The following is a 23,613-nucleotide window of genomic DNA, read 5'->3' as shown; positions in this document are numbered from 1 at the left end:
GACTGTACTTGGCCGAAGGTGCGTCGATAAGCTAGCTGCTTATGAGTACCGTTTCCGAGGCCGCGCGCCGCCGCACATTCGCCGTCATCGCCCACCCGGACGCCGGTAAATCGACGATCACGGAGGCGCTTGCGCTGCACGCGCACGTGATTTCGGAGGCCGGAGCGGTGCACGGCAAGGGCAACCGCAAGTCCACCGTGTCGGACTGGATGGAGATGGAAAAGGACCGCGGTATTTCCGTCGCGTCCTCGGCGCTGCAGTTCGAGTACGCCCCCGACGAGCACACAGGCGAGCCCTATGTGGTCAACCTGGTGGACACGCCGGGCCACGCGGACTTCTCCGAGGACACCTACCGCGTGCTGTCCGCCGTCGATGCCGCGGTCATGCTTATCGACGCTGCGAAAGGCTTGGAGCCGCAAACCCTGAAGCTGTTCCGCGTGTGCAAGGCCCGAGGCTTGCCCATCGTCACGGTGATTAACAAGTGGGACCGCGTGGGCCGCGAGCCGCTCGAGCTTGTCGACGAGATCGTCTCCGAAATCGACCTGCAGCCCACCCCGCTGTACTGGCCGGTGGGCGAAGCGGGCGACTTCCGCGGCCTGGCGCACGTCTCCCGCGACGGAGAGGTTGACGGCTACGTCCACTTCACCCGCACCGCCGGCGGTTCCACCATCGCGCCGGAAGAGCACTACAGCGTGGACGAGGCCGCGGTGAAAGAGGGCGACGTGTGGGACACCGCCATCGAAGAAGCTTCCCTGCTGCTCGAAGATGGAGCGGTGCACGACCAGCAGTTGTTCGAGCAGTGCATCACCTCCCCCATCATCTTCGCCTCCGCGATGCTGAACTTCGGCGTGCACCAAATTCTGGACACCCTGTGCGCGATCGCTCCGGCGCCTGAGGGCCGCGAGTCCGATCCGAAGGCGATCGAGGCGTCCACCACCGCAATGGATGAAAAGCGCGAGGTGGGCGACGACTTTTCCGGCGTCGTGTTCAAGGTGCAGGCGGGCATGGACAAAAATCACCGGGACACCCTCGCGTTCATGCGCGTGGTCTCCGGCGAGTTCGACCGCGGCATGCAGGTCACGCACGCCCAGTCCGGCCGTTCCTTCTCCACGAAGTACGCTCTGACAGTGTTCGGCCGCACCCGCGACACGGTGGAGACGGCTTACCCGGGCGACATCATCGGCCTGGTCAACGCAGGTTCGCTCGCGCCCGGCGACACGATCTACGCCGGCAAGAAGGTCCAGTTCCCGCCCATGCCGCAGTTCGCGCCCGAGCACTTCCGTACGCTGCGCGCGAAGTCGCTGGGCAAGTACAAGCAGTTCCGCAAGGCGCTCGACCAGCTCGATGCCGAAGGCGTCGTGCAGATTCTGCGCAACGACCTGCGCGGCGACGCCGCCCCGGTGATGGCCGCGGTTGGCCCGATGCAGTTCGAGGTCATGCAAGCCCGCATGGAAAACGAGTACAACGTGGAGACCGTCACCGAGCCAATCCCTTACTCCGTGGCGCGGCGCACCGATGCCGATTCCGCCCCGGAGCTGGGCCGGCAGCGCGGCGTGGAGATCTTCACCCGCACCGACGGCGAACTCATCGCACTGTTCGGAGACAAGTGGAAGCTCGCCTTCGTGGAGAAGGAGCACCCGGAGCTGACCATCGAGCCGATGATCGCGGACTAGCGCTTCGCGGTGAGGAACTCGTGCATCGCGGGCCAGTCGCGCTCCACCTGCGCCTGGCCGGCCGCGTAGTTCGCCCACAGTTTCTCCGCGTTGAGCTCGGTGGACTCCACTCCCATCGCGTCGGGAAAGAAGATGTAGGCGTTGCCGGCGTCGGCTTCTTCGATAAGCGACTGTTTCGCGGCGTTATAAATGCCCGGCCGGGCAACCATCGCGTCGGCGACCTTGGGCGTATTGCGCAGGATGCGGCGCACGGCGCGCTCGCGTTTCTGCGGCCCCTTGACGTAGTCGCGCGGTCGGGTGAGCACCGCGAGGAAACGGGTGTAGCCTGCGGCGCGGGCGGCGTCGATGAGCAAACCGCCCGAGGTTCCCAGCGCGCCGTCGACGTAGGGCACGCCGTCGATTTCGCGCATTTTCATCAGGATTGGCAGCGTCGACGACGTTCGGGCTGCAAGGGCGACGTCCTCCAAGGTGCGCAGGTCGTCGCGGTTGAACGCCACCGTCTCCCCCGTGTCGGCGCGCACCGCCTCGACGTGGACCTCCTCGGTGGTCCGGGCAAACGCGTCGAAGTCGAACGGCAGAACATCCTCGGATTGTTCGTAGGCCCACTCGCCGTTGATCAGGCCCTTTCCACGCACCACAGAGCGCCAGCCGCCGAACTTGGGGTTGCCCACGAACTCCGTGAACGCGTTCTCAGAGCGCCACGTGTCGCGGGAGGCGAAGTTAAGCGCGTGGACAGAACCTGCGGAAATGCCGCCGACCCAGCCGAACTGGACCTCTTCCGCGATGAGCTTTTCCACCACGGGGGCGGTGTAGGAGTTGCGGGTACCTCCGCCTTCGAAGATGAGGGCGGTGTCGCGGGCGTCAATCATGCGTGCGAGCCTACGCGCACAGCCTCTCCAATCGCGTTCCAGGCGACCTCCGCAAAATCGGCCGCGTCGAGGCTCCCGCAGCCCTCGGGCATGTGCCCCCAGTACTCGGCGCCGGTGACCTCGGGCAGCTCCTCGACGTTTAAGCGGGTGGGCAGGTCGGGGACCTCAGGCATGGCGCCGCCGATGATCCCGAGCACGTCCAGGCCCCTCGCGCGGGCTTGCTCGCAGGTGAGCTCGGCAAGGTTCAGGCTGCCCAACCCCAGCGAGGTAACCACCACCAGTGGCGCACCGAGAGCGCTCGCGATGTCGGCGACTGTGTAGTCGTCCGCCAGCCGCACCAAAAGCCCGCCGGCGCCTTCCACCAGCACCACGCGCTCGGGGGCGTCGAGGCTGCGGATCCACTCGGTGACTTCGTCCAGGCTCGGCATCTGGATCCCGGCCCGCCGCGCGGCGAGGTTCGGTGCGAGGGGTTCCGGGTAGCGCCACCGCTCGAACGTCTCGATGCCAGCAAGCTTCTCGACGGCTGACGCATCCCCCTGCCCCGGCGCCTCCCCCGTCTGAATCGGCTTGGCGGCCACCACGTCGAAGCCGCGCCGCTTGAGCACGGCGGCGATGGCAGCGGTGGCCACCGTCTTGCCCACGTCGGTGTTGGTGCCGGTTATGGCGATGATCATTTCGTGGCCTCCTTGACTGCTGCCGCAATGCCCCGGCAGATCTGGGCGGTGTCCTCATCCGAGCAGATGTAGGGCGGCATGGTGTAGATCAACCGGCCGAATGGGCGGATCCACACGCCTTCGGCCATGGCGGCCTCGGTGGCTTCACGCATCGGCACGTCAGCTTCCATCTCCACCACTCCGATGGCGCCGAGCACGCGCACATCGGCTACGCCCGGTAGATCCGCCAGCGGGGATAGGCCGCGCTCGAGTTCCGTTTCAATCCGGGCGACTTGGTCACGCCAGTCTCCCTCCGCCACCATCGCGACAGACTCTGCAGCGACGGCGCAGGCCAGCGGGTTCGCCATGAACGTCGGCCCGTGCATGAGCGCTCGTGGCTGCATCCCGGAGGCGATCTTCTCGGTGGCCAAAGTCGCCGCCAGCGTCATGAACCCGCCGGTCATCGCCTTGCCCACGCACATGATGTCCGGTACGACGCTGTTGTCGAGGGTGGTGAACAACTGGCCGGTGCGGCCAAATCCGGTGGCGATTTCGTCGGCGATGAGGGGGATACCGGAGGCGTCGCAAAGCGTGCGAAGGCCGGAAAGTAGCTCGGCGTCGTGAAAGCGCATTCCGCCCGCGCCTTGGACAACCGGTTCGACAATCACGCCGGCGATGTCGGGGGTGATCAGGCGGGCGAATTGCTCGAGGTAGGCGGCCCGCTCGCTCTCCGACGCGCCGCGGATCGGCGGGGCTGGCGCAAACACCTGCGGTTTGAGAGCGTCGCCCCACATGGCGTGCATGCCGCCGTCAGGGTCGCACACGCTCATGGTGGCGAATGTGTCGCCGTGGTACCCGGAACGCCAGGTCAAAAACGTGGTGCGCTCAGGGTGGCCTTGGCCGATGGCGTACTGCAGCGCCATCTTCATCGCCACCTCCACCGACACTGATCCGGAGTCGGAGTAGAACACCTGGGAAAACGCCCCGCCGGTGAGATCGAGGAGGCGTTGCGTGAGCTGTGCCGCGGGCTCGTGGGTGAGCCCGCCGAACATGACGTGGCTCATTGTGGCGATCTGTGTTTCAGCGGCCGCGACCAACCGAGGGTTGGAGTGCCCGTGGATGGCCGCCCACCAGGATGACATGGCATCGATCAGCACGCGCCCGTCGTGAAGCGTGATGCGCGGCCCAGAAGCGCTAGCGACGGGGTACGTGAACTGGCCGGGTTCCGCGTACGGGTGCCAGATGTGGGCGGCGTCGATTGCGGCGATCTCGCGTTGGTCCATAGTTTATGGACGTTAGCAGCTCACGCCACCTTTTGAACGGTGTTCAAGCTTACGGGGTGAGTGCACCTCCAGTCACCGCGAGAGTCTCGCCCGAGATGTAGGACGCGGCCTCGGAAGCGAGGAACACGTACGCGCCGGCGAGCTCCGCTGGCTGGCCCGGGCGGCCGATGTCGGAATCCTGCGCGAAGTTGTCCACCACCTCTTTGGGCTGGCCCTCCGCTGGCTGGATCACTGTCCAGATCGGGCCCGGCGCGACAGCGTTGACACGAATGCCCTGAGACGGCAGCAGTTCGCGGGAAAGGCCCTTGGCAAGGTTGTTGAAGGCGGCCTTGGTCATGGCGTAATCCAGCAGTTCTTTGGACGGGCTGTAGGCCTGGACAGACGTGGAGAAGATGATGGAAGACCCTGGTTCCATGTGCTTGACCGCCTCTTTGGTCACGCGGAACGCGGAGTAGATGTTGGTCTTCATCGTGGCGTCGAAGTCCTCATCGGAGATGTTCAGCAGGCCGTCGTTCCACACCTGCCGCGAAGCGTTGTTGACCAAAATGTCAATGCCACCGAGGCCGTCGACGGTTTTCTGCACTGCCGCGACGCAGTTTTCACGCTCCCGCAGATCGCCCGGGATGGCAACGGCGTTTCGCCCGGCGTCCTCAATGAGCTTCACAATGCGGTCCGCGTCCTTCTGCTCCGCCGGCAGGTAGGCAATAGCGACGTCTGCGCCCTCGCGGGCAAAGGCGATGGCGGTCGCTGCGCCGATGCCGGAATCGCCTCCGGTAATAAGGGCGCGACGTCCCTCAAGCTTGCCGGAGCCGACGTAGGAATCCTGACCAAGATCCGGCTCGGTGGTCATCTCCGTGTCCAGGCCGGGATTATCCTGGCGCGGCTCGGAGGGAAATTCGGACTGGTATTTCGTGCGGGGATCAATGAGTGCCATGGCGACACACTAGCGGAACAGTTGTAATCAGCCGTTTAGAATTTCTTCGGCGGCGCGGTCGTTCCAGCGGCGCAGCTGCAGGCGCCACGCTGCACCGTCCGACGAGCGGGGCGGGGCCTGAATACAGCGACGTGAATCCATGCCCGCCTGCAGTTCTTTAGCCCGCAGCATCTCCGCGTCGATTTTCACCCCCATCAGCAGCACCACATTCATTGTCCAGACCAGTACCAGCACCGCCAGCACCGTCCCGAACGCCCCGTAGGTGGTGCGCACCCCCACAATGCGCACGTACCAGCCAAAGCCGACCCACAGTCCGCTGACCACCGCGAGCGCAAGCGCCGAGCCTAACGTGAGCACGCGGAACCTTCCCGGCCGTACATTCGGCGTGAAGTGGTACAGCACGCTGACGAGCGCCACTGCGACCACCGCGATCACAGGCCCGCGCAGGTAGTCCCACACCGGCAAAAAGATCGAGGTGAGGTACTCCAACTCGTCGTTGAGCTGCAACGGTCGCGCCACCGGGCCGAGGACAGCGGTGACGATGCCGTCGGTAAGCAGCGCGCCCAGGATGATCACCACCGCACCGACCACGAGAACCAGGGTGACCAGCCACATCGTCGTCCACGTCACGGCGATGGGGCGTCCCTCGGTTCGCCCGTACATGAGGTTGGCGTTGCGGGAGAACGACCGCACGTACCCGGATGCCGACAGCAGCGAGATCACCACCGAGACCACCAACGCAATTGTGCTTTGCGACGGCGTCCCGACAATCGTGAGCAGCACATTCAGCGCGTCTTCCTGCAATTCCGCCGGCACGTAGCTTTCGATCAGTTCCGCGAGCAATGAATCGGGCGCGTCTTCTTCGCGCGGCATGAGCAGGCTGAAGATGGAATAGGCCGCCAACAGCATCGGTGCGACGGAAAGCATCGTGTAGTACGTCATCGCCGCGGCCCGATCGACCACAGCGTCGTTGGAGAAGTCCGTGACAATGCGGCGCAGCACCGAACGCCAGCCGGCGCGGGTCAGCCGGTTCCCCCGCCCCAAGGGCGATTCGTAGTCGTGCGGGGAGACCACCACGTCGCCGGTGCCGTACGGCATGACCAGCTCAGCGCGGTACGTGGTGCCCTTTTCTGTCATAAGGCCACTGTAATCGGCGGGGGTGGCGGTCCGGTTCCCTGGTGCCGCAAATCTGTGGACAACTCGCCGCGGGCCGCAGGGTTATCCTCAGATTTCGTTTGCAATGCATTGCGGTGTGCCCAACCCGTGCCGCCAGTTCGGGGCGATGAGGCTGCCTTTCAGCTCGCCACTTACACTCGGCTGGCATGGGACTTCTCAGCCGCGCACGTCAACTTCTGGGCCTCGGGCCAACACCGCTGGTGGATTTTCCGGAGCGGTTTGAGCCTGTGGACGTCGATAGGCTGCATGTGCACACCGCGAAACTGTCCCCCGAGACCGAGGAGAAGATGGTGATTGTGACCACCTCCTCATCCGCGTTGGAGCGCATTGCGGCAGGCGGCGCGGTGCAACTCAACCACCCGGGCGAGCGAGACGTCACTTTCGTGCCCGTGCACCGAGAAGCGGTGCCTGTGCTCGATCCAAATCTGGGCTGGATCATCCCCGTCACCGCAGAGACCGCCGCCGAACTGGCCGCCTTGCCAAAAGGCCCAGGCGAGCACGAGCTGAGCTCGCTGCACCTGGGCCTTGTTCTGCAGTGACTAGACCAGACCGATCCAGTTCCAGTACGTCGCCGACAACAGCAGGATGAGCATGTAGCCCACGATGGTCAGCGGGACACCCGTGCGCAGGAACTGCTTCGAGGTGAACGCGCCCGTGCCGTAGGCGAGCATGTTCTGCGGCGCCGAGACCGGCAGCAGGAAGCCGAAGCAGATCACGAACTGCTGGATGATGACGAAGCCGATGCCGCCGCTCGGCACATCCAGCGTCGACGCCAGCGCGATGAACACCGGGATGAGCGCGGAGGCCAACGAGGTCGCGGATGCGAAGCCCAGGTGGATAAGGATGTTAAACAGGCTCACCAGCGCGATCGTGGCCAAAATCGGCATGGATGCCAGGCCGATGGCACCGAAGGTGGACTCGGAAAGCCAGGTGGCTGCGCCGGTGTCCAGCAAGAACTTACCCAGCGAAATACCGGCAGCGAAGACGACCAGCGTGCCCCAGTTGATGTGCTCCTGGGCGTATTTCCAATCCATCACGCCAATGACCGGCGTGAGCATGATGCCCACTGCCACGATGGTGATGGTGGCGGAACTGATCGGGTGCACGATGCCCTCCGTCGCCCAGAACAGCAACAACGTGACAGCAATTGCGGTGAGCCGCTTTTCCGCGGCGGTCATGGGCCCCATTTCAGCCAGCTGCTTTTCGACGAGCTCCCGCCCGCCCTCAATGGCCTCAGCCTCCGGCTTGACGGTCCAACGCATGATGAAGTACAGCGCAATCGACATCAACACCGACCACGGGGCGGCCCAGACAAACCACTGACCCCAGGAGACAGACTGCCCCATTTGGTCCTCGATGAAGCCGACGGCCACCAGGTTTTGCGCGGCAGCGGTCTTGATACCCACGTTCCAGATGGACACCGCCTGTGTTGCGGTGATCACCAGCAGGGCAGCCAGCTTCGATTCTTTCGCCAGACCGAACGCGGCAACCATGCCCATCAGGATCGGCACAACAGCACCCGCGCGAGCGGTCGCGGACGGGACGAAAAACGCCAGGATGATGGAGATGACAATGGCACCGACAACAATGTGGGAGACCTTCTCACCTGCAAACTTGAGCACGTAGAGTGCGAGCCTGCGGTGCAGCCCCGTCGCCTGCATGGCGGTTGCCAGCGCGAGCGCCGCGCCGACCAGCGCCACAGCGGACGAGGAGAACCCGCTCATCGCAATGCTCAAGCCCTTCGAGGCGCCGATGGTCTGGCCTGTTTCAGGATCCGTGGCGAAGGTGAGCATGATCGCGATCAGGCCGACGATCATCACCGCACTGACCGGGTACGACACCGCCTCGGTCACCCACATGATCACCGCGAAAGCCAACATCCCCAGAGCGATCTTCGCAGGCATGGCCAGCCCCGCAATCGGGATAAGCAGCACTGCGGCGAGTGCGGCAAACGACAAAATGAACGCGACAACCTTGCCTGTCTTGCGTTCCTTTTCAACGGGTTGCTCGGTTGGTTTTGCTGCGGGTGTGACTGCCGTGGTCACGGTGCGCCTCCTCGATTCGGTTGTACTACTTCTGACGCTAGTCGCACCTATAACGCCTGCAAAATGGGATGAACGTACGGTTACCGGAGGTGCGTCGGCAAGCGGGCGTAGCATCATCCGCATGAATCTGAGCTCGCAGCTGACATACAACATGCACCACGGCGCAGAAGACTTGCGCATCCTGCTGATGACCGACATCACCAACAACTTCCTCCCCCAGTCCTGGCAGGACTCCCTGCGTGACCTGAGCATTTCCGTGATCGGACTGTGGGACTCCGTGATCCGCGGCATCTCCGTACTCACCTAAATTTTGCGCACCGTGTGCAATCTTGCATACGATGTGCAACATGTCTGAATTCCTCTACCGCCTCGGCAGTTGGTCATACCGAAAAGTGTGGCCGTTTCTTGCCATTTGGCTCATCCTCCTCGGCGCCCTCGGCTTCGGCGCCGCCAACTACGCAAAATCCCCCAGCCCGACGTTTTCCATGCCGGACATGGACTCCACCGTCACCCAGGAGGAGATGAACCAGCGCTTCGGCACCGACGAAGACGCCATGAGCGTCCCTTCCGCCTCCATCGTCATCCAAGCGCCGGAAGGCAAAACTCTCGCCGACCCTGATGTCATGGGGCAGGTTGACGACATGCTCGACGAGCTGAAAAATACCGGCGACCTGCGAGACTCCGAAAGCATTGTCAATCCGGTTCTGGCGGCCAGCGGCATGGCCAAGCAATTGGGCGATGCGAAGACGGCCCAAGGCATGCCCCAGGAGCAGATCGACGCAGACATCGCCGCTTTGTCCCCGCTCAGCCCAGACCAGCGAACCGGCACCGTGTCCATCACGTTTAACCAGGACACCGTGATGGACATCCCTGCCGAAACGCTGGCCGAGGTGCAAGACATTTTGGACCGCTACGACGGCACCGACCTCACCGTCAAATACAACGGCAACGCATTTTCGGGCGCCGGCGAAATGGACGGCACCTCGGAGCTGATCGGCATGGCCGTCGCCGCGCTCGTGCTGCTCGTCACCTTTGGCTCTCTCGTCGCAGCAGGCCTGCCGCTGATCGCTGCCGTCGTCGGCGTCGGCGTCGGCATCCTCGGCGTGCAGCTTGGCACGCTGTTTACGGATTCAATCTCCGACATGACCCCGATGCTCGCCTCCATGATCGGCTTGGCCGTGGGCATCGACTACTCGCTTTTCATCGTCGCCCGCTTCCGCAACGAGCTGATTTCCTCCTCCGGCTTGAACGACCTGTCTCCGAAGGAGCTCGCAAGCGCGCTGAAGAAGATGGACAAGACCACCCGCGCGAACGCGATGGGCATGGCGCTGGGCACCGCCGGCGGCTCCGTGGTGTTCGCCGGCACGACCGTGCTCATCGCGCTGGCTGCACTCTCCATCATCCGCATCCCATTTTTGACCACCATGGCGCTCGCCGCCGCAGCCACTGTGTTCATCGCGGTCCTGGTGGCGCTGACCTTCCTGCCTTCGTTGCTCGGCTTGCTGGGCACTCGCGCGTTCGCCATCCGCATCCCGGGACCGAAAGTGCCGGACCCGGAGGACGAAAAGCCGACCATGGGCCTGCTCTGGGCACGCCAGATCCGCGCACGGCCGTGGGTCAACCTCATCGCAGGCGTGGTGCTGCTGGGGATCTTGGCTATCCCCGCCGCCAACCTCCGCCTCGCCATGCCCACCGACGGCACGGCCAAGCTCGGCTCCCCGCAGCGCGAGGCGTACGAGCTGACTAACGACGCCTTCGGCCCCGGCCGCAACGCCCCCATGATCGCCTACGTGGACACCGCCAACGTGGCAGAACAGGACCGCATGGGCGCGTACCAGACCCTCCTGCAGGACTTCTCCAGCACCGAGGGCGTGGTCAACGCGCAGATTGTGCGAACGACGGAGAACTTGGACGCCGCCCAGATCCTGATCACACCGGATTCCGGCGCCACCGACGAGGCCACCACGGCCACGCTGGAGCGCCTGCGCGACTTCAAGGGTCCGTTCGAAAGCGAAACCGGCGCCACGTTCGGCATCACCGGCATCACCCCCATCTTCGACGACATCTCCGAGATGCTGTCGAATGTGCTCGTCCCGTACATCGCCATCGTCCTGGGACTGGCCTTCATCGTGCTGATGCTCGTGTTCCGTTCCCTGTGGGTTCCGCTCATCGCAGCGCTCGGTTTCGCGCTGTCGATGGCGGCGACCTTTGGCGTGACCGTCGCCATCTTCCAGGAAGGAAAGCTCGGCATCATCGAGGACCCGCAGCCGCTGCTGTCCTTCCTGCCGATCATGCTGATCGGCCTGACGTTCGGCTTGGCCATGGACTACCAGGTCTTCCTTGTCACCCGAATGCGCGAGGGCTACGTCTCCCGCAACAAGACGGCGGGCAATGCCGTGTCTAACGGTTTCAAGCACGGCGCGCGAGTGGTCACTGCCGCCGCACTGATCATGATTTCCGTCTTCGCGGCGTTCATGCTCATCGACGAGCCGTTCATTAAGGCGATGGGCTTCGCGCTCGCAGCAGGCGTGCTCATCGACGCCTTCGTCGTCCGCATGACGCTGATCCCTGCGACCATGTACCTGCTCGGCGACCGAGCCTGGAAGCTCCCGGGCTGGCTGGACAAGGCACTGCCCAACCTCGACATCGAGGGTGAGAAACTCCACCGAGAGCAGGTGCCGGAATCGCAACCGGTGCCGGTGCAGCCATGAGTCTTCGCGAAGAGAAAAAGGCGGCCACTCGCCGCGCGATCTCGGAAGCTGCAGCGGGGCTTGTACTCGAAGGCGGCATCGGGGCTTTGACTGTCGCGCGGGTCTCCGAGCTCGCGGGAGTGTCGCCTCGCACGTTCCACAACTACTTCGCCGACATTGATGAAGCTCTGCTCGAGTTTCTCAGGGCAGTCTTCCTCGAGATTGCGGAGCAGCTTGCTGCACTGCCGGCCGAGCTGTCCGCCGCGGAAGCGATGGAACGCGCCATCACTGAGTCACTGAACGAAGACGGCTTCGACCTCTACTCCGCCGCCACGCTGGTGTTGCTTGGCGAGCAGGCCAAAACCGCAGCCAGGATTCCTCCTGCTGAGGAAAAGGTGCGCGAGCTGACGGATCCGCTTGTGAGCAGTATGCGCGGACGAGTGCCAGGTGCCACGCGCTTCGATGCCCAAGTGCTGCTCAACGCCTACGGCATCGCAGGCGGCACTGCCATCAAGGAGTACCTGGCGCTCCCTGAGCCCCGGGACGCCTCCGACGGCCGCGCGCTCGTGCGCCGTGCCTTCGAGGTGCTTCGCGACGTGCGCTAGCGGTAAGCCACGAACCACGCTGAGTCGCACGCGCCGATCGGGTTACCCGCGCTTGATGCTGGAGATCTTCTTGCCGCGGGCAAACTCGTCGACGATGAGGTCCATCTGGCGGATCTTGCGCATCAGCTCGTCCTCGACCTCCTCAACTCGGACGCCGCACACTTTGCCGGTGATCAAATCCGCGTTCGGGTTGAGATCTATCCCGTCGAAGAACTCCCGCAGCGTCTTGTCCGAATCCGCAGCCGCGGCCAGCTCGGTTGGGCCCAGCCCGGTAAACCAGCCAAGGACGTCGTCCAGGTCGTCGCGACTGTGTCCCTTGCGCTGCACTTTTGCCAGGTAGTTGTTGTAAATGTCGCCGAACGGGTACGCGTAGACCCGCTCCAACTTCGCCTGTTCATCCATGCCCGCAACCATATCCCCCATCGTGGTTCCCTCGCCGTTGCGCATTTTCATGGACTCGTGGGCTCTTGTGCGCTGAAACTGGGTGGCTTTAGTGTCGTCGATAGGCGGCAGCAGGGGGCTGCCGCACGACACCTAGGGGGGACCCATGCGATTCGACACTTACGAGTTGTACTACCTAGACACGTACGACGAGGAAGTGGCAGACCTCGCGGACGATCTCGGGATCGAAGACGACGATCCGTACTTTGACGAAGACATCGCCCGCCACTTAGACGCCGACTACGTCATCGACACCGGCCTGAAAGTCGCCGTGATCGTGCACGACATCGACACCCACGAGGTCGAACTCGCGATGCTGCAGCCTGGCAGCCCGCAAGCGCCCGAGTGGTACACACCGGAGGACGCCGCGAACGTGGTCGCCGAGCTCGGCCGCATTCTCGTGGCGCTCGACGAAAAAACCGTGAAAATCGTTGACCCGCAGGACCCCGCGTTCGCGTTGAAGCGCCGCGCGTCGTTCCAGGCGGAGGACATGTCCACCGCCACGCTGGCGATGCTGCAGAACTCGCAGGACAACGCGCTCTACACCACGTTCTGCATCGAGTTCCGCCCGAACATGAACTCCGATTTCACGTTCCCGGTCGCGGTGTTCGCGTTCGACCCACGCGTAGGAAAGCTTTCGGGGCACATGCTTATCGACGACAGCCCGTTCGCCCCGCCCACCTTCAACCGCGCACAAAAGAAAATCGTGGCGCGCAGGATCAACGACATTTTGGAATCCATCCACGCGGCCATGCACGAAGATCGCACGATCAGCCCGTTTAAGAACCTCGGCCCGCAGTTCCGGTCCGAGGCGCTGCCGTCGATGGAGGCCGTGGATACGCACCACGCCATCGACCAAGCGATTGAATACCTGCAGCGGTACTACGCGCAGCGGGCGAGCTAGAACGCCCGGCTGCTAAAACAGCAGCTAGATAAGCCCCTGACTTTGCGCCCAACCGAACGCCGCGGCACCGAGCCCGACCAGGCCGAGCAGCACGCCGACCACGATCGCTACCGGCGAGGCGGAGCTGCCCGACGGCTGCTGGCTCTGCGACGGCTTCGCAGGCGCCGGTTTCGCCGTCGCCGTCGGAGCCTGCTCGGGCGCCGCCTTCAGGCGCTCGCGGGCGAAGGATTTCAGCTCCGGATCCGCGTCGGAGGCCAGTACCTCGTCGAGTACCTTATCCATCTCCCCGCGCGAGTATTCGAGAGCGGAGACGTTGAAGGTCTCAGCGAAGACTTGCGCGCCCTCGGAGTTGGACACGGTGACACGGATGGGCACGACGGGGTTGTCGATGAACACTGCCGGGGAGACGTCGATGTCGACCGGGGTGACGTAGTTGGAGTCGCCCTTGGCGAAGTACTTGTCCTTGAACTCGCCGACACCGTAGTCTGCGACCACCTCGAACGTGTCGTCCTTCGAGCCGAGGTTGCGCAGCTCACCCTTGATCACGTTGTGCTCTGCCTGAGTGACGATGCCGTTGTCGTTGGCCAGATTTCGCGCCAGGCTGAAGCCGACCTTGCCGTCGTTGTTGTGGGCAGAGGCGGCGATTAGTTCGTCGACGATGGCGCGCTCCTCGTCGGCGGTGACTTCGGGGGTGTCGGAGGCGGCATCGAGGTCGCGCGCGCCCTTGCCGATGTATTCGGTTTTAAACAGCAGGTTGTCCCAGTCGGCGGGGATGACATAGTCGAAGTCCCCAGCCTGTGGCTGGTAGCGCGATCTGTCGTTCTTGTGCGGGATTCGCTCGGAGGTACGCAGCGGTGTTTCGGAAAAGTTGAATTCGGAAAACTGGTGGGCGTAGCTCATCGCCGATTCGTATTTGCCCAGCCAGTCGTAGCCAGGGCGGTCGAACGTGAAGCTCGGGTCCTTCGTGTCCACGAAGCGGACGGTGCGTCCTGCGGTGTTGTCGGCCGTTTCGCGGCCCCAGTGCTGCAGGCCGAGCGTGTGGCCGAACTCGTGGAGAATGGTGTTGCGCAGCAACTCATCGCTGTTGGTGACGTCGCCGGCGATGAAGAAGGTGGAGCCGTTGACTTGGCCAAGGCCGGTGACGGCCTTTTTGTCCTCTTCGTCGAAGCGGGTCCCGATCAGCGCGGAGCGAAACACTGCCCGACGCGAGCCAAGCAGTCGTTGCGCTTGCTCTTCCAGTTTGAGCACGCGGCCGTCGTCGTCGAGCCCGCCGAAGTACTCGGCGGTGTATTTCTCCGTCTCCCCGCCGTTGCGTTCGGCGGCGGTCATGCTGGCCATGGATTCTGAGACGTAGGTTTTGCCGGCGTCGATATGGAGGTTGATGCCGTGGGCGTCAAAAAGCTCTTCCAGCTCTTTGAGCACCGACGGGTTCGGCGCATAGCTCTTGGTGTTCGCGGTGGCGCACTTGGCAAACTCGGTGAAGTCCTTCAGCGTGGCGGCGAAGCGCTCTGTGCGGTTGCAGCCGAGTGTCTGCCACTCGGATTCCATCCAGTTGACCTGCAGGAACAGGTCCTTGCGGTCGGGGTCTGCGCCCCAGCGGTGGATGGGCAGGCGGGTGCCGTCCTCAAGCGCGATGCCGTGGGCTTCCCAGGAGTCGCGCAGCCCGTCGCCGTCGGAGTCCAGCGCGGAGTCTTGGGTCGTGATCTCCACGCGCATGCGTGCGCTTATCGACGCCCCAGGGTCCACCGTGCGCTCCCACCGCGCGGCCTGGTGCATGGCACCGTCGCCAGCTGACGCGAGCGCGGAGGCCGCGGTGGCGCCTGCGCCGACGGCATCCGGGGCGCTGAAGCTCACGTCGGTGACGTAACCTCCGGCCTTTGGCTGCACGACGATGTGATCGCCCTGCGTGTCAGCCTTGACGTCTGCGGCCGCGGGCAGCGCGTTGACCAGGTCGATGCCAACTGTCCCCGCGGTCCGGCCGGTGTTTCGCACGGTGACGCTCGCCTCCACACGCCCGCCGTCGATGCGGTAGGTCCTGGTGACGAGAACGTCTGCCTGCCGGTGGGTGTAGGTGAGCACGTCGGCAGTGCCATCGGTGCTCACGTTTGGTTGAGCAAACGCGTCCGGCGTCACCGCCTCACCGTTGGCACGCACTGCCATGGAGGTGTTGAAATGGTGAATTTCCGCTACGGATGCCGGGTGGGAGTAGTTGAAACGCCCCTCCCCGCGCGGACTGATGTAGCCGTTGACAAACGGCTGAGTTTTGTCGGAACGGACCACTGTCGCGTCCGGTTGCGTCGCGCCAAGTTCGACCTTGGCTTGCGCCGGCACTGCCGTTGCCGCCAGCGCCGCGCACAGGGTGACTGCGAGTGCTTTCGCCGAAATTCTCATGCCCGTTCTCCCCTTAGAATCCGTACTGCTTCAGCAGCGCATTGATGGCGTCTTGATTGAGATATACCGCGAACCCGAGGCCCGCAAGCGCAGCCAGCGCCCCGAGCACGACTGCGATCCAGCCGCCGTTTTCGCTCGAGCCGCCAGTTTTCGCCGGCGCACCCTTGCCCGTGGCGGTGACCGGGTACTCCACAACTGTCGTGGATCCGTCTGAGAATCGCACTTCCAGGGGCACCTTGATCACGCTGCCATGGGGCACGTCGGTGCTCGGTGCCACGGTCAGTTCTCCGGTGTCGGAGTTGTAATCCACGTTCCAGCCGTCATGGTTGAAACCGACCAGCTTTGCGCCGGACGGCAGCCCAGTGCGCACCACGACGCTGTCGCCGATTTCCGCGAGCGACCCGCTTACACGCGGGCTGAAGCGCACAGCCTCGGACACGGCGGTGATCTTCGCGGTGATCTCCTCGGTGCTGCCGTCGCCGTAGCGCACGCGCACGGTGACGGTGTAGGGCGAATCCAGCTGAGCGTCGGCGGGCAGCTCGACTGCCAAGGTGCCACTGTGCCTGTCGACGCCCACCTCACGCAGACCCCCACCATCGACGACATCAAACGCGGTTCCTTCAGGCACCGTTCCAGACAGCGGCACCGTCGCGGTGCTGCCCGGCTCGGCTTTCACACCCGGGTAGGAGGGGTTGTGGGCCGCGGAGAGAGCGGAGCTCGTGGACAAGCGCACGCCCGCGGTCAACCGGGTGGATGACCCGTCGGAAAAGTAGGCGACCACCGGCACCTCCACCGCCTCACCTTGCTGCGGAGCGTAGACGCGCAGGTTGCCGTTGCGCTCGTCCACCACTGCCACCCAGCCGCCCAGCGGCTCGGTGCGGTCGACTTCGAAGGTGGTGCCTTCCGGCAGCGCCGTCGCGCCGGTGCGCATCACGGTCACTGCCTTGCCGGGGCGCACCGACAAACCGTCCTCGAATCCGAGTGCAGTGGTGCTCGCCAGCAACGGATCGCCGATCTCCACCTCGGCGTTGTACGTGCGCGAGGAGCCGTCCGGGAAGGTCATATCCACCGCAACCTTCCGGGGCCCGGGGGCAGTGCCCAGCGGAGGACTGAAGGTCAACCGGCCGGTAGCGTCAACGCGCACCCAGCCGCGGTGCTTCGGGTCGACGGCGAAGCGCGTGCCCTCCGGCAAGCGGCGATCGGCGTAGGTGAAGGGGCCTTCCTTAACGGTGGCGCGGGGACGGCCAGCCTGACGCGACGTACCCGCGGGCACCGGGATGACCGGGAAGCGCACCGCGTACAGACTGCTCATGGGCGCAGGTTCGGTGACCTCCACGGTGATCACGTGCGCATCTCCCGCGGCATCAGCAACCTCGACGCGGTACTCCCCCGGCGCGGCATCGCGCGGAGGCCTAGCGACGACCGTTCCGTCCCTCTCCACCGAAATCCAGCTTTCCTCCGCCGGGATCTCCGCAGTGGTGCCGTCAGTGCGCGCCTGCGTGACGGTGGAGGTGCGGAAGTTTGGCTCTGTGGTGGTGTTGCCGGAGCGGGTCGGGACCGTCACCTTGGTCTCGCCCGGCGCGACCTGCACCCGGCCCCAAGCGAACTGGGCCTTTTCAGGGTGCACGACGAACGTGGGAAGGCTGACCGTCTTGCCAGCTTTCACGTTCACCTCTACCGGTTCCGGGGCGAGGAGGCCTCGAGGCACACCGATGCTGACCACGTACTGCCCCGGGGGCAGGTCGGTTAGCTCGAACTGCCCGTCCGCGTCGACAGCGACGGTGAACGCCTTGCCGTTGGTGTCGTGAGCTGTCACCGTGGCGCCCGGCACCGGCTGGCCGGTCGCGTCTACCACGGAGCCGGACACGTCTCCGACGCGCGGCGCCGTCGTGGTGGTTGTTTTCGGCGTCGGCTTCGGTGTGGTCGTGGAAGTTCTTGGCGTCGTTGTTTTCGGCGTCGGCTTCGGTGTGGACGTGGAAGTTCTTGGCGTCGTTGTCGTCGGCGTCGGCTTCGGTGTGGACGTGGAAGTTCTTGGCGTCGTTGTTTTCGGCGTCGGCTTCGGTGTGGACGTGGAAGTTCTTGGTGTCGTTGTTTTCGGCGTCGGCTTTAGTTCCATCTTGAAGTTCACGGCGCTGACCTTGCCGGCCGAAACATTCGCTTGCTCAGGTGACGGGAGGACGTAGGCGGTGGGTGCCGCGAGCACTTCGACGGTGGTCTGGCCCGTCGGCACGTCGGCGACTGAATATCTCCCGTCCGCACCGGTTGTGCCGGTCTTTCCACCAGCTCTGACCTTCACACCGGCCACACCGTTGCCGGAGGGGTCCCTCACTTGGCCAGCGACGGTACCCACCTGGGGTTTGGCAGGCACGGTAATAGTGCCTGCCTGATTGTCCTTTCGGTCGCGCACGCTCACGCCTGACTGCTTGGTGCCAAGGGTCGCCGCTGTTGCCCCGACAACTACGTCGTGGGTGCCGACCGGAACTTTGTTGACGGTGAATGTGCCGTCCGCGCCCGAGGTGGCGGGGCGGCCGGCCACGGTGACGCTCGCGCCCGTTACGGGGGTACCGGAGTCGTCGACAAGCGTGCCGCTCACGGTGATCGGATAGACGTCGAAGTCGCGATCCGCAGCGCCCGAGGTGATGTCGACCGTCTTCGCTGGCGGCGTGGCAAAGCCCTCCGGCGGCACTACCTCGACGGTGTAGGTGCCTGAGGTGGCGCCGAGCTCGATCAGGAACGAGTAATCCTCTGCGAGCTCCGGTTCGGTGACGTTGCCGTCTTTCGTCACAACGACTCGCGGGGTGCCCACCGGGTCGGAGTCCGGATTGTGCACGCGCACGTGGCCGCGGTAGACGGTGTTGATGTACGGCATGGAAAAGCGGGAGCTTCCGCCTCGCAGGGGTTTGGGGTATTCAGTGCCCTTGCCTGGAGCAACCAAGGCGAGTCGGTCGTTCTGGTTGACGGTGACGTCGGGCAGCTCGTACTCGAGGCGGATCGCGTTGAGGCCGGACGGGGTGGTGGAGGTGCTGGTGCGCACCACGACGTCGTAAGTGTCCTTCAACACCGGTGTTCTGCCTGCAAGTTCGTAGTGCTCGAGAGTAAACGTCGACGACGCCGGGATGATGTCGAAGACCGGGTCGCCGAGTTCCGCCTCTTGCGCGAGCTGGCCGAAGGGCGTGTTGGATTCCTGCGGCACGAAATCGTGGGCGACGGTGCTGACCACCATAGTTTTGTCGAAGAAGATTTCCGCACGCCAGTCTCCGCGGTCGTCGCGGATCTGGCCAAAGCGCACGCCATCCTGCGGAATGGGCGCGACCTGCGCCTGCGCGACCCCGCCAACGGGTCCGAGTGGCACGGCCGCAGCACCGCCCGCCAGGGCCAATACCGTGGCCGCCGCCGTCATCCGCATGACGGGCGTGCGGTTCCTTCCGGGCATACGGGACATAGAGGACTCCCAACTTCTTCAACGCTCGAACGCCGCTAAAACACAGGAAACGCTACCACTTAGTTGTATGCCCAAATATATTTGAATTCGGCGGGGGTGTCCCATCCTTTTCGGCAAGCACAGCCTCGCAGAGGCCGGTAACCTATGCGGAAATGTGCGTAATGAAAGGCGAAAATTAGTGAAAATTGCGGTTCTCGGCGGCGACGGCTTTTGCGGCTGGCCTGCATCCCTGCACCTTTCGGACTTGGGCCACGACGTCACCATCGTGGATAACCTGTCGCGGCGCCACATCGACGCGGAGCTCGACGCGGAGTCCCTGACGCCGATTGCGTCCATCGACGAGCGCCTCGCGGCATGGCACGAGGTCTCCGGCAAGGAGATTGGTTTTGCGCACATCGACGTGGCCCAGGACTACGACGCCCTCCTGGCGTTCCTCAAGGACTTCCAGCCGGACACGGTGATCCACTTTGCGGAGCAGCGCGCCGCGCCGTACTCGATGAAGTCGTCGCGCCACAAGCGCTACACGGTCGACAACAACGTCAACGCCACCCACAACCTGCTCGCCGCGATTGTGGAGTCCGGCCAGGACATCCATGTCGTGCACCTGGGCACGATGGGCGTGTACGGCTACGGCACCGCCGGCATGAAGATCCCGGAGGGCTACCTGGATGTGCAGGTCGACGCGGGCGACAACGGCATCGTCGAGCAGCAGATCCTCTACCCCACCAACCCGGGGTCGGTCTACCACATGACGAAGGTGCTGGACCAGCACTTGTTCGCGTACTACGCCAAGAACGACGAGCTGCGCATCACGGATCTGCACCAGGGCATCATCTGGGGCACCCACACCCCGCAGACGCTTCGCGACGAGCGGTTGATTAACCGCTTCGACTACGACGGCGACTACGGCACGGTACTCAACCGCTTCCTCATGCAGGCCGCGATCGGCTACCCGCTGACCGTGCACGGCACCGGCGGGCAGACCCGCGCGTTCATCCACATCCGCGACATGGCCCGCTGCATCCAGCTGGCGGTGGAGAACCCGCCGGCGCGCGGCGAGCGCGTGAAGATTTTTAACCAGATGACGGAAACGCACCGCGTGCGGGATTTGGCGGAGCTCGTCGCAAAGATCGCGGACGCGGAGGTGCAGATGGTGCCCAACCCGCGCAAGGAGTCCGCGGAAAACGAACTGCACGTAGTCAACGACGCCTTTCTGGATTTGGGCCTCGAGCCGACGAAGCTAGAGGAGGGCCTGCTCGTCGAGGTCGAGGAGGTGGCGAAGAAGTACGCCGAGCGCGCCGACCGCTCGAAAATCCCGGCGCGCTCCCTGTGGACCGCCGCGCAGTCCGCTGGTGTGCCCCAGGGCGAGAAGTAACCGCCACATGCGCATCGCGCTGCTCACGGAAGTCTTCCTGCCCAAAATCGACGGCGTGGTCACCCGCATCACCCGCCACCTGGACCAGCTGGCGGAGCTGGGCCACGAGGTGCTCATCTTCGCTCCCGGCAACCCGCCTGCTGAGTACGCGGGGTTCGAGGTGGTGCCCATTGCGTCGCGAAGCTTGAAGGTCTACCCCGAGGTCAAGCACGGCATGCTCGGCCCGCACACGTATCGCCGTCTGCGCGAGTTCGACCCGGACATCGTGCACTCGGTCAACCCGATTTGGACGGCCGGCTGGTCCACCCTCGTCGTCGCACGGCGCTATCCCGTCATCGCCTCCTTCCACACGGACGTGCCCGAGTACTGCCACAAACTTGGCATTCCGTGGGTCAGCCCGATTGCCAAGTGGGGCCTGCGCACCTTCCACGGTCGCGCGGGCATCAACATGGTCACCTCGGGGCCGATGATGGACAAGGCGGCCGAGTACGGCATCGACAACGTGCGCTTGTGGCCGAAGGCGGTCGACACCGAGCACTTCACCCCGGCCGCCCGCACGCGCGAGATGCGCAGCTTGCTTAGCGACGGTCATCCGGACGACCCCCTCGTCATCTTCGTCGGCCGCATCTCCGCGGAGAAGTCCGTCGAGCGCTGCATCCCGATCATGCGCGAGGTGCGCCGCCGCGTGCCCAATGCGCGCCTGGCGCTGGTCGGCGAGGGCCCACTCTACGACGAGCTACGCGCCGACCCGCCCGCCTGGGCGACGTTTACCGGCTACCTGTCCGGTGCAGACCTGTACGCGGCGTACGCCTGCGGCGATGCGCTGCTGTTTCCCTCCACCACCGAAACGCTCGGGTTCGCCGCGCTCGAAGCCTTCGCCTCGGGCGTGCCAGTGGTGGCGGCGAACGCGGGCGGGCTGCCGTTCGTCGTCGACGACACCACCGGATTCCTGGTCGACCCCGCTGCGCCCGACGCTGCCTGGGCGGAGCCGATCGAGTGCCTGCTCACCGACGCGGACACCCGCTCACGCATGTCCAACGCGGCGCGCGCGGAGGCGCTGCGTTGGACGTGGCGCGCCTCCACTGAGACAGTGCTGGGCTACTACGACGAGGTCATCCGAAGCGCAAGACGGTGACCTCGGCGGTCTCCCCGCCCGCGTACTCGCGGGTCTCGGCGGTTCCGCGCACCGTCGCTGCCGGGTCGATCTCCTGGTACGGCTCCACCCCCGGCCCGCAGGCGTCGACTTTGCGTGGGTCGAACCACTCAATCTCAGCACGGCCGTCAGCTATCACCCCGATGCCGGAGGCCGTCTCCCAGGCCTTGGAGTTGCCGTCAATGCCGGGCACGTCGCCCGGGTCGAAGCCGAGGCGCTGCGCTTCGGCTTTGTCCGTGTACGGGCAAAACACGTAAGCCCGCTCCACCCCCGGCCCCGCCACGTCCGCGACGGTGAAGTCCCCGGCCAGCGCGGCATCCTGCAGCCCCATTTCGGTTCCGTGCGCGCCGCAGCCGGCCAGCGCGAACACGCTGACTGCGGCGGCGAGCTTACGGCGCATGACCATGGCTACTGGATCTCAGCCGGCTCCTTGCGCTCCGGGAAGACGCGCGGGCGCACGCCCGCGATGTCCTCGACAACACGGACCACCTGGTGGGAGTAGCCGTACTCGTTGTCGTACCAGACGTAGAGCACGAGGTGGTTGCCAGAGGCGATGGTGGCCAAACCGTCCACCACGGAGGCGTGGGTGGTGCCGAGCAGGTCGGTGGAGACGACCTCGGGCGAGTTGATGTAGTCGATCTGCTGGCGCAGGTTGGAGTTGGTGGACACGCGGCGCAGGAAGTTGTTCACCTCGTCCTTTTCCACTTCCTTGTCCAGGTCCAGGTTCAGCACAGCCATGGACACGTCCGGGGTGGGCACGCGGATGGCGTTGCCGGTGAGCTTGCCCTCGAACTCCGGAAGCGCCTTGGACACGGCCTTGGCGGCACCGGTCTCGGTGAGCACCATGTTCAGGCCGGCCGCACGGCCGCGGCGGTTGCCCTTGTGGAAGTTATCCGCCAGGTTCTGGTCGTTGGTGTAGGAGTGGACGGTCTCCACGTGGCCGTGCTTGACGCCGTATCGGTCGTTGATGACCTTAAGCACCGGGGTGATGCCGTTGGTGGTGCACGACGCCGCGGACAGGACGCGCTCGTCGCCGATCATGTCCTCGTTGATGCCGTAGACGATGTTCGGGATGTCGCCCTTGCCCGGCGCGGTGAGCAAGACGCGGTCGACGCCCTTGGACTCGAGGTGCTTGGACAGGCCATCGCGGTCGCGCCACGCACCGGTGTTGTCCACCACGATGGCGTTGTCGATGCCGTATGCGGTGTAGTCGATCTCGGCCGGGTCGTTGGCGTAGATCATCTGGATCGGGGTGCCGTTGGCCCAGATGATCTCCTTTTCCTCGTCCACGGTGATGGTGCCGTTGAAGGCGCCGTGCACGGAGTCGCGGCGCAGCAGCGAGGCGCGCTTGATGATGTCGATGTCGCCCTTCTTGCGCACGACCACCGCGCGCAGGCGCACGCCGCCGTACATCGCCTCGCGGGCGATGAGGATGCGGGCGAGCAGGCGGCCGATGCGGCCGAAGCCGTAGAGGACGACGTCGCGGGCCTCCAGCTCGGAGGAGGTGCCGATGACGTCGGCGAGCTCGCGGTCGAGGAAGGCGCGCAGATCCTTTTCGTCGGAGTGCTTGTACTCCTTGGCCAGGCGGCCCAGGTCGATGGACGCGGTGCCCAGGTCCATCTCGACGAGCTCCTTGAGAATCGGCAGCGTCTCGTCGAGGGCGAGCTCCTTTTCGTCGATGCGGCGGGCGTAGCGGTGCGCCTTAATGATGTCGATGTCGGTCACGCCCACCAGCAGGCGGCCGTAGACCGAGGTCACCGCGTTGTGCTCGCGGTGCAGGCGGCTGATCAGCGGCAGCATCTCCTGCGCCAGGGTGAGCTTGTGGTTCCATTCATCGCGGGGGTTCATCGTTTCGGTCAACGTCGCTCCTTCAGCATGTGGGAATCGGGGGCAATTTTCATACCCGTAATCGCCCCCTTACTCTAGCGCCTGCGCGAACCCGCCGGGCAAGGATCCCCTAGCGTGTGTTCATTTTAATT

At 64.7% G+C, this 23,613-nt stretch carries 19 protein-coding genes; 8 read left to right on the top strand and 11 right to left on the bottom strand.

What is annotated here, in order from left to right:
- Positions 1 to 41 precede the first annotated feature (41 nt).
- Positions 42 to 1,673, top strand: a complete 1,632-nt coding sequence (locus CFOUR_RS03660) for a peptide chain release factor 3 (protein ID WP_085957427.1) — start codon at positions 42 to 44, stop codon at positions 1,671 to 1,673.
- Here CFOUR_RS03660 and CFOUR_RS03655 read toward each other — a convergent pair.
- Genes CFOUR_RS03655 through CFOUR_RS03635 form a run of 5 tightly spaced genes read right to left on the bottom strand, consistent with a single transcriptional unit; the run spans position 1,670 to position 6,549 of the window.
- Entirely contained in the window at positions 1,670 to 2,542 is an 873-nt protein-coding gene (locus tag CFOUR_RS03655) for a patatin-like phospholipase family protein (RefSeq protein ID WP_085957426.1), read from the bottom strand. The genes CFOUR_RS03660 and CFOUR_RS03655 overlap by 4 nt on opposite strands.
- Positions 2,539 to 3,216: a dethiobiotin synthase gene (gene bioD / locus CFOUR_RS03650; protein WP_085957425.1), complete on the bottom strand. Its 678-nt coding sequence runs from the start codon at positions 3,214 to 3,216 to the stop codon at positions 2,539 to 2,541. The genes CFOUR_RS03655 and bioD overlap by 4 nt, the downstream gene beginning before the upstream one ends.
- Entirely contained in the window at positions 3,213 to 4,478 is a 1,266-nt protein-coding gene (locus tag CFOUR_RS03645) for an adenosylmethionine--8-amino-7-oxononanoate transaminase (RefSeq protein WP_085957424.1), read from the bottom strand. The genes bioD and CFOUR_RS03645 overlap by 4 nt, the downstream gene beginning before the upstream one ends.
- A 49-nt stretch (positions 4,479 to 4,527) precedes the next feature.
- Positions 4,528 to 5,412: an SDR family oxidoreductase gene (locus tag CFOUR_RS03640; protein ID WP_085957423.1), complete on the bottom strand. Its 885-nt coding sequence runs from the start codon at positions 5,410 to 5,412 to the stop codon at positions 4,528 to 4,530.
- Positions 5,413 to 5,439: 27 nt separating this feature from the next.
- Positions 5,440 to 6,549, bottom strand: a complete 1,110-nt coding sequence (locus tag CFOUR_RS03635; protein WP_085957422.1) for a YihY/virulence factor BrkB family protein — start codon at positions 6,547 to 6,549, stop codon at positions 5,440 to 5,442.
- 185 nt (positions 6,550 to 6,734) lie between these two features.
- On the opposite strand from CFOUR_RS03635, the gene CFOUR_RS03630 reads away from it, so the two are divergent.
- Positions 6,735 to 7,127, top strand: a complete 393-nt coding sequence (locus CFOUR_RS03630; protein WP_143338999.1) for a hypothetical protein — start codon at positions 6,735 to 6,737, stop codon at positions 7,125 to 7,127.
- Here CFOUR_RS03630 and CFOUR_RS03625 read toward each other — a convergent pair whose 3' ends face one another.
- Positions 7,128 to 8,633, bottom strand: coding sequence for an SLC13 family permease (locus CFOUR_RS03625; protein WP_230471781.1), 1,506 nt, complete (start codon positions 8,631 to 8,633; stop codon positions 7,128 to 7,130).
- Between the two features lie 121 nt (positions 8,634 to 8,754).
- Here CFOUR_RS03625 and CFOUR_RS03620 point away from each other — a divergent pair, with 121 nt between their 5' ends.
- Genes CFOUR_RS03620 through CFOUR_RS03610 form a run of 3 tightly spaced genes read left to right on the top strand, consistent with a single transcriptional unit; the run spans position 8,755 to position 11,928 of the window.
- Positions 8,755 to 8,940: a hypothetical protein gene (locus CFOUR_RS03620; RefSeq protein ID WP_085957420.1), complete on the top strand. Its 186-nt coding sequence runs from the start codon at positions 8,755 to 8,757 to the stop codon at positions 8,938 to 8,940.
- 40 nt (positions 8,941 to 8,980) lie between these two features.
- The gene (locus tag CFOUR_RS03615; protein WP_085957419.1) at positions 8,981 to 11,344 is read left to right on the top strand and encodes an MMPL family transporter; all 2,364 of its coding nucleotides are present in this window, start codon (positions 8,981 to 8,983) and stop codon (positions 11,342 to 11,344) included.
- Positions 11,341 to 11,928, top strand: coding sequence for a TetR family transcriptional regulator (locus tag CFOUR_RS03610; RefSeq protein ID WP_085957418.1), 588 nt, complete (start codon positions 11,341 to 11,343; stop codon positions 11,926 to 11,928). Before CFOUR_RS03615 ends, CFOUR_RS03610 begins: the two co-directional genes overlap by 4 nt.
- A 42-nt stretch (positions 11,929 to 11,970) precedes the next feature.
- Here the strand turns inward: CFOUR_RS03610 and CFOUR_RS03605 are convergent, their stop codons facing one another.
- The gene (locus tag CFOUR_RS03605) at positions 11,971 to 12,381 is read right to left on the bottom strand and encodes a DUF2200 family protein (RefSeq protein ID WP_435383885.1); all 411 of its coding nucleotides are present in this window, start codon (positions 12,379 to 12,381) and stop codon (positions 11,971 to 11,973) included.
- A 94-nt stretch (positions 12,382 to 12,475) separates the two neighbouring features.
- Here CFOUR_RS03605 and CFOUR_RS03600 point away from each other — a divergent pair, with 94 nt between their 5' ends.
- Positions 12,476 to 13,273 (top strand): hypothetical protein, encoded by a 798-nt coding sequence (locus CFOUR_RS03600; RefSeq protein WP_085957417.1) that lies wholly within the window; start codon positions 12,476 to 12,478, stop codon positions 13,271 to 13,273.
- A 24-nt stretch (positions 13,274 to 13,297) separates the two neighbouring features.
- Here CFOUR_RS03600 and CFOUR_RS03595 read toward each other — a convergent pair whose 3' ends face one another.
- Together CFOUR_RS03595 and CFOUR_RS03590 are read right to left on the bottom strand one after the other, a co-directional pair.
- Positions 13,298 to 15,664 carry a zinc metalloprotease gene (locus tag CFOUR_RS03595; protein WP_085957416.1) on the bottom strand — a complete coding sequence of 789 codons (2,367 nt, stop codon included), beginning with the start codon at positions 15,662 to 15,664 and terminating at the stop codon, positions 13,298 to 13,300.
- 13 nt (positions 15,665 to 15,677) lie between these two features.
- Positions 15,678 to 19,106, bottom strand: a complete 3,429-nt coding sequence (locus CFOUR_RS03590; protein ID WP_290179992.1) for a Rib/alpha-like domain-containing protein — start codon at positions 19,104 to 19,106, stop codon at positions 15,678 to 15,680.
- Positions 19,107 to 19,284: 178 nt separating this feature from the next.
- On the opposite strand from CFOUR_RS03590, the gene CFOUR_RS03585 reads away from it, so the two are divergent.
- Both CFOUR_RS03585 and CFOUR_RS03580 read left to right on the top strand, forming a co-directional pair.
- Positions 19,285 to 20,481 (top strand): NAD-dependent epimerase/dehydratase family protein, encoded by a 1,197-nt coding sequence (locus tag CFOUR_RS03585; protein WP_085957414.1) that lies wholly within the window; start codon positions 19,285 to 19,287, stop codon positions 20,479 to 20,481.
- Positions 20,482 to 20,488: 7 nt separating this feature from the next.
- Complete coding sequence (locus CFOUR_RS03580) at positions 20,489 to 21,616, top strand: glycosyltransferase family 4 protein (protein WP_085957413.1); 1,128 nt, start codon at positions 20,489 to 20,491, stop codon at positions 21,614 to 21,616.
- On the opposite strand, the gene CFOUR_RS03575 is transcribed toward CFOUR_RS03580, so the two are convergent.
- Together CFOUR_RS03575 and CFOUR_RS03570 are read right to left on the bottom strand one after the other, a co-directional pair.
- On the bottom strand, positions 21,594 to 22,034 hold the full coding sequence (locus CFOUR_RS03575) for a hypothetical protein (protein ID WP_143338997.1): 441 nt from the start codon (positions 22,032 to 22,034) through the stop codon (positions 21,594 to 21,596). The two genes, CFOUR_RS03580 and CFOUR_RS03575, sit on opposite strands and share 23 nt — an antisense overlap.
- A gap of 8 nt (positions 22,035 to 22,042) precedes the next feature.
- Positions 22,043 to 23,482, bottom strand: coding sequence for a glyceraldehyde-3-phosphate dehydrogenase (locus CFOUR_RS03570; RefSeq protein ID WP_085958408.1), 1,440 nt, complete (start codon positions 23,480 to 23,482; stop codon positions 22,043 to 22,045).
- Positions 23,483 to 23,613: the final 131 nt, after the last annotated feature.

Source organism: Corynebacterium fournieri (assembly GCF_030408775.1).
GTDB lineage: Bacteria > Actinomycetota > Actinomycetes > Mycobacteriales > Mycobacteriaceae > Corynebacterium > Corynebacterium fournieri.
The sequence above is the reverse complement of the archived record's forward strand: the minus strand, read 5'-3'. Positions and strand labels throughout refer to the sequence as shown.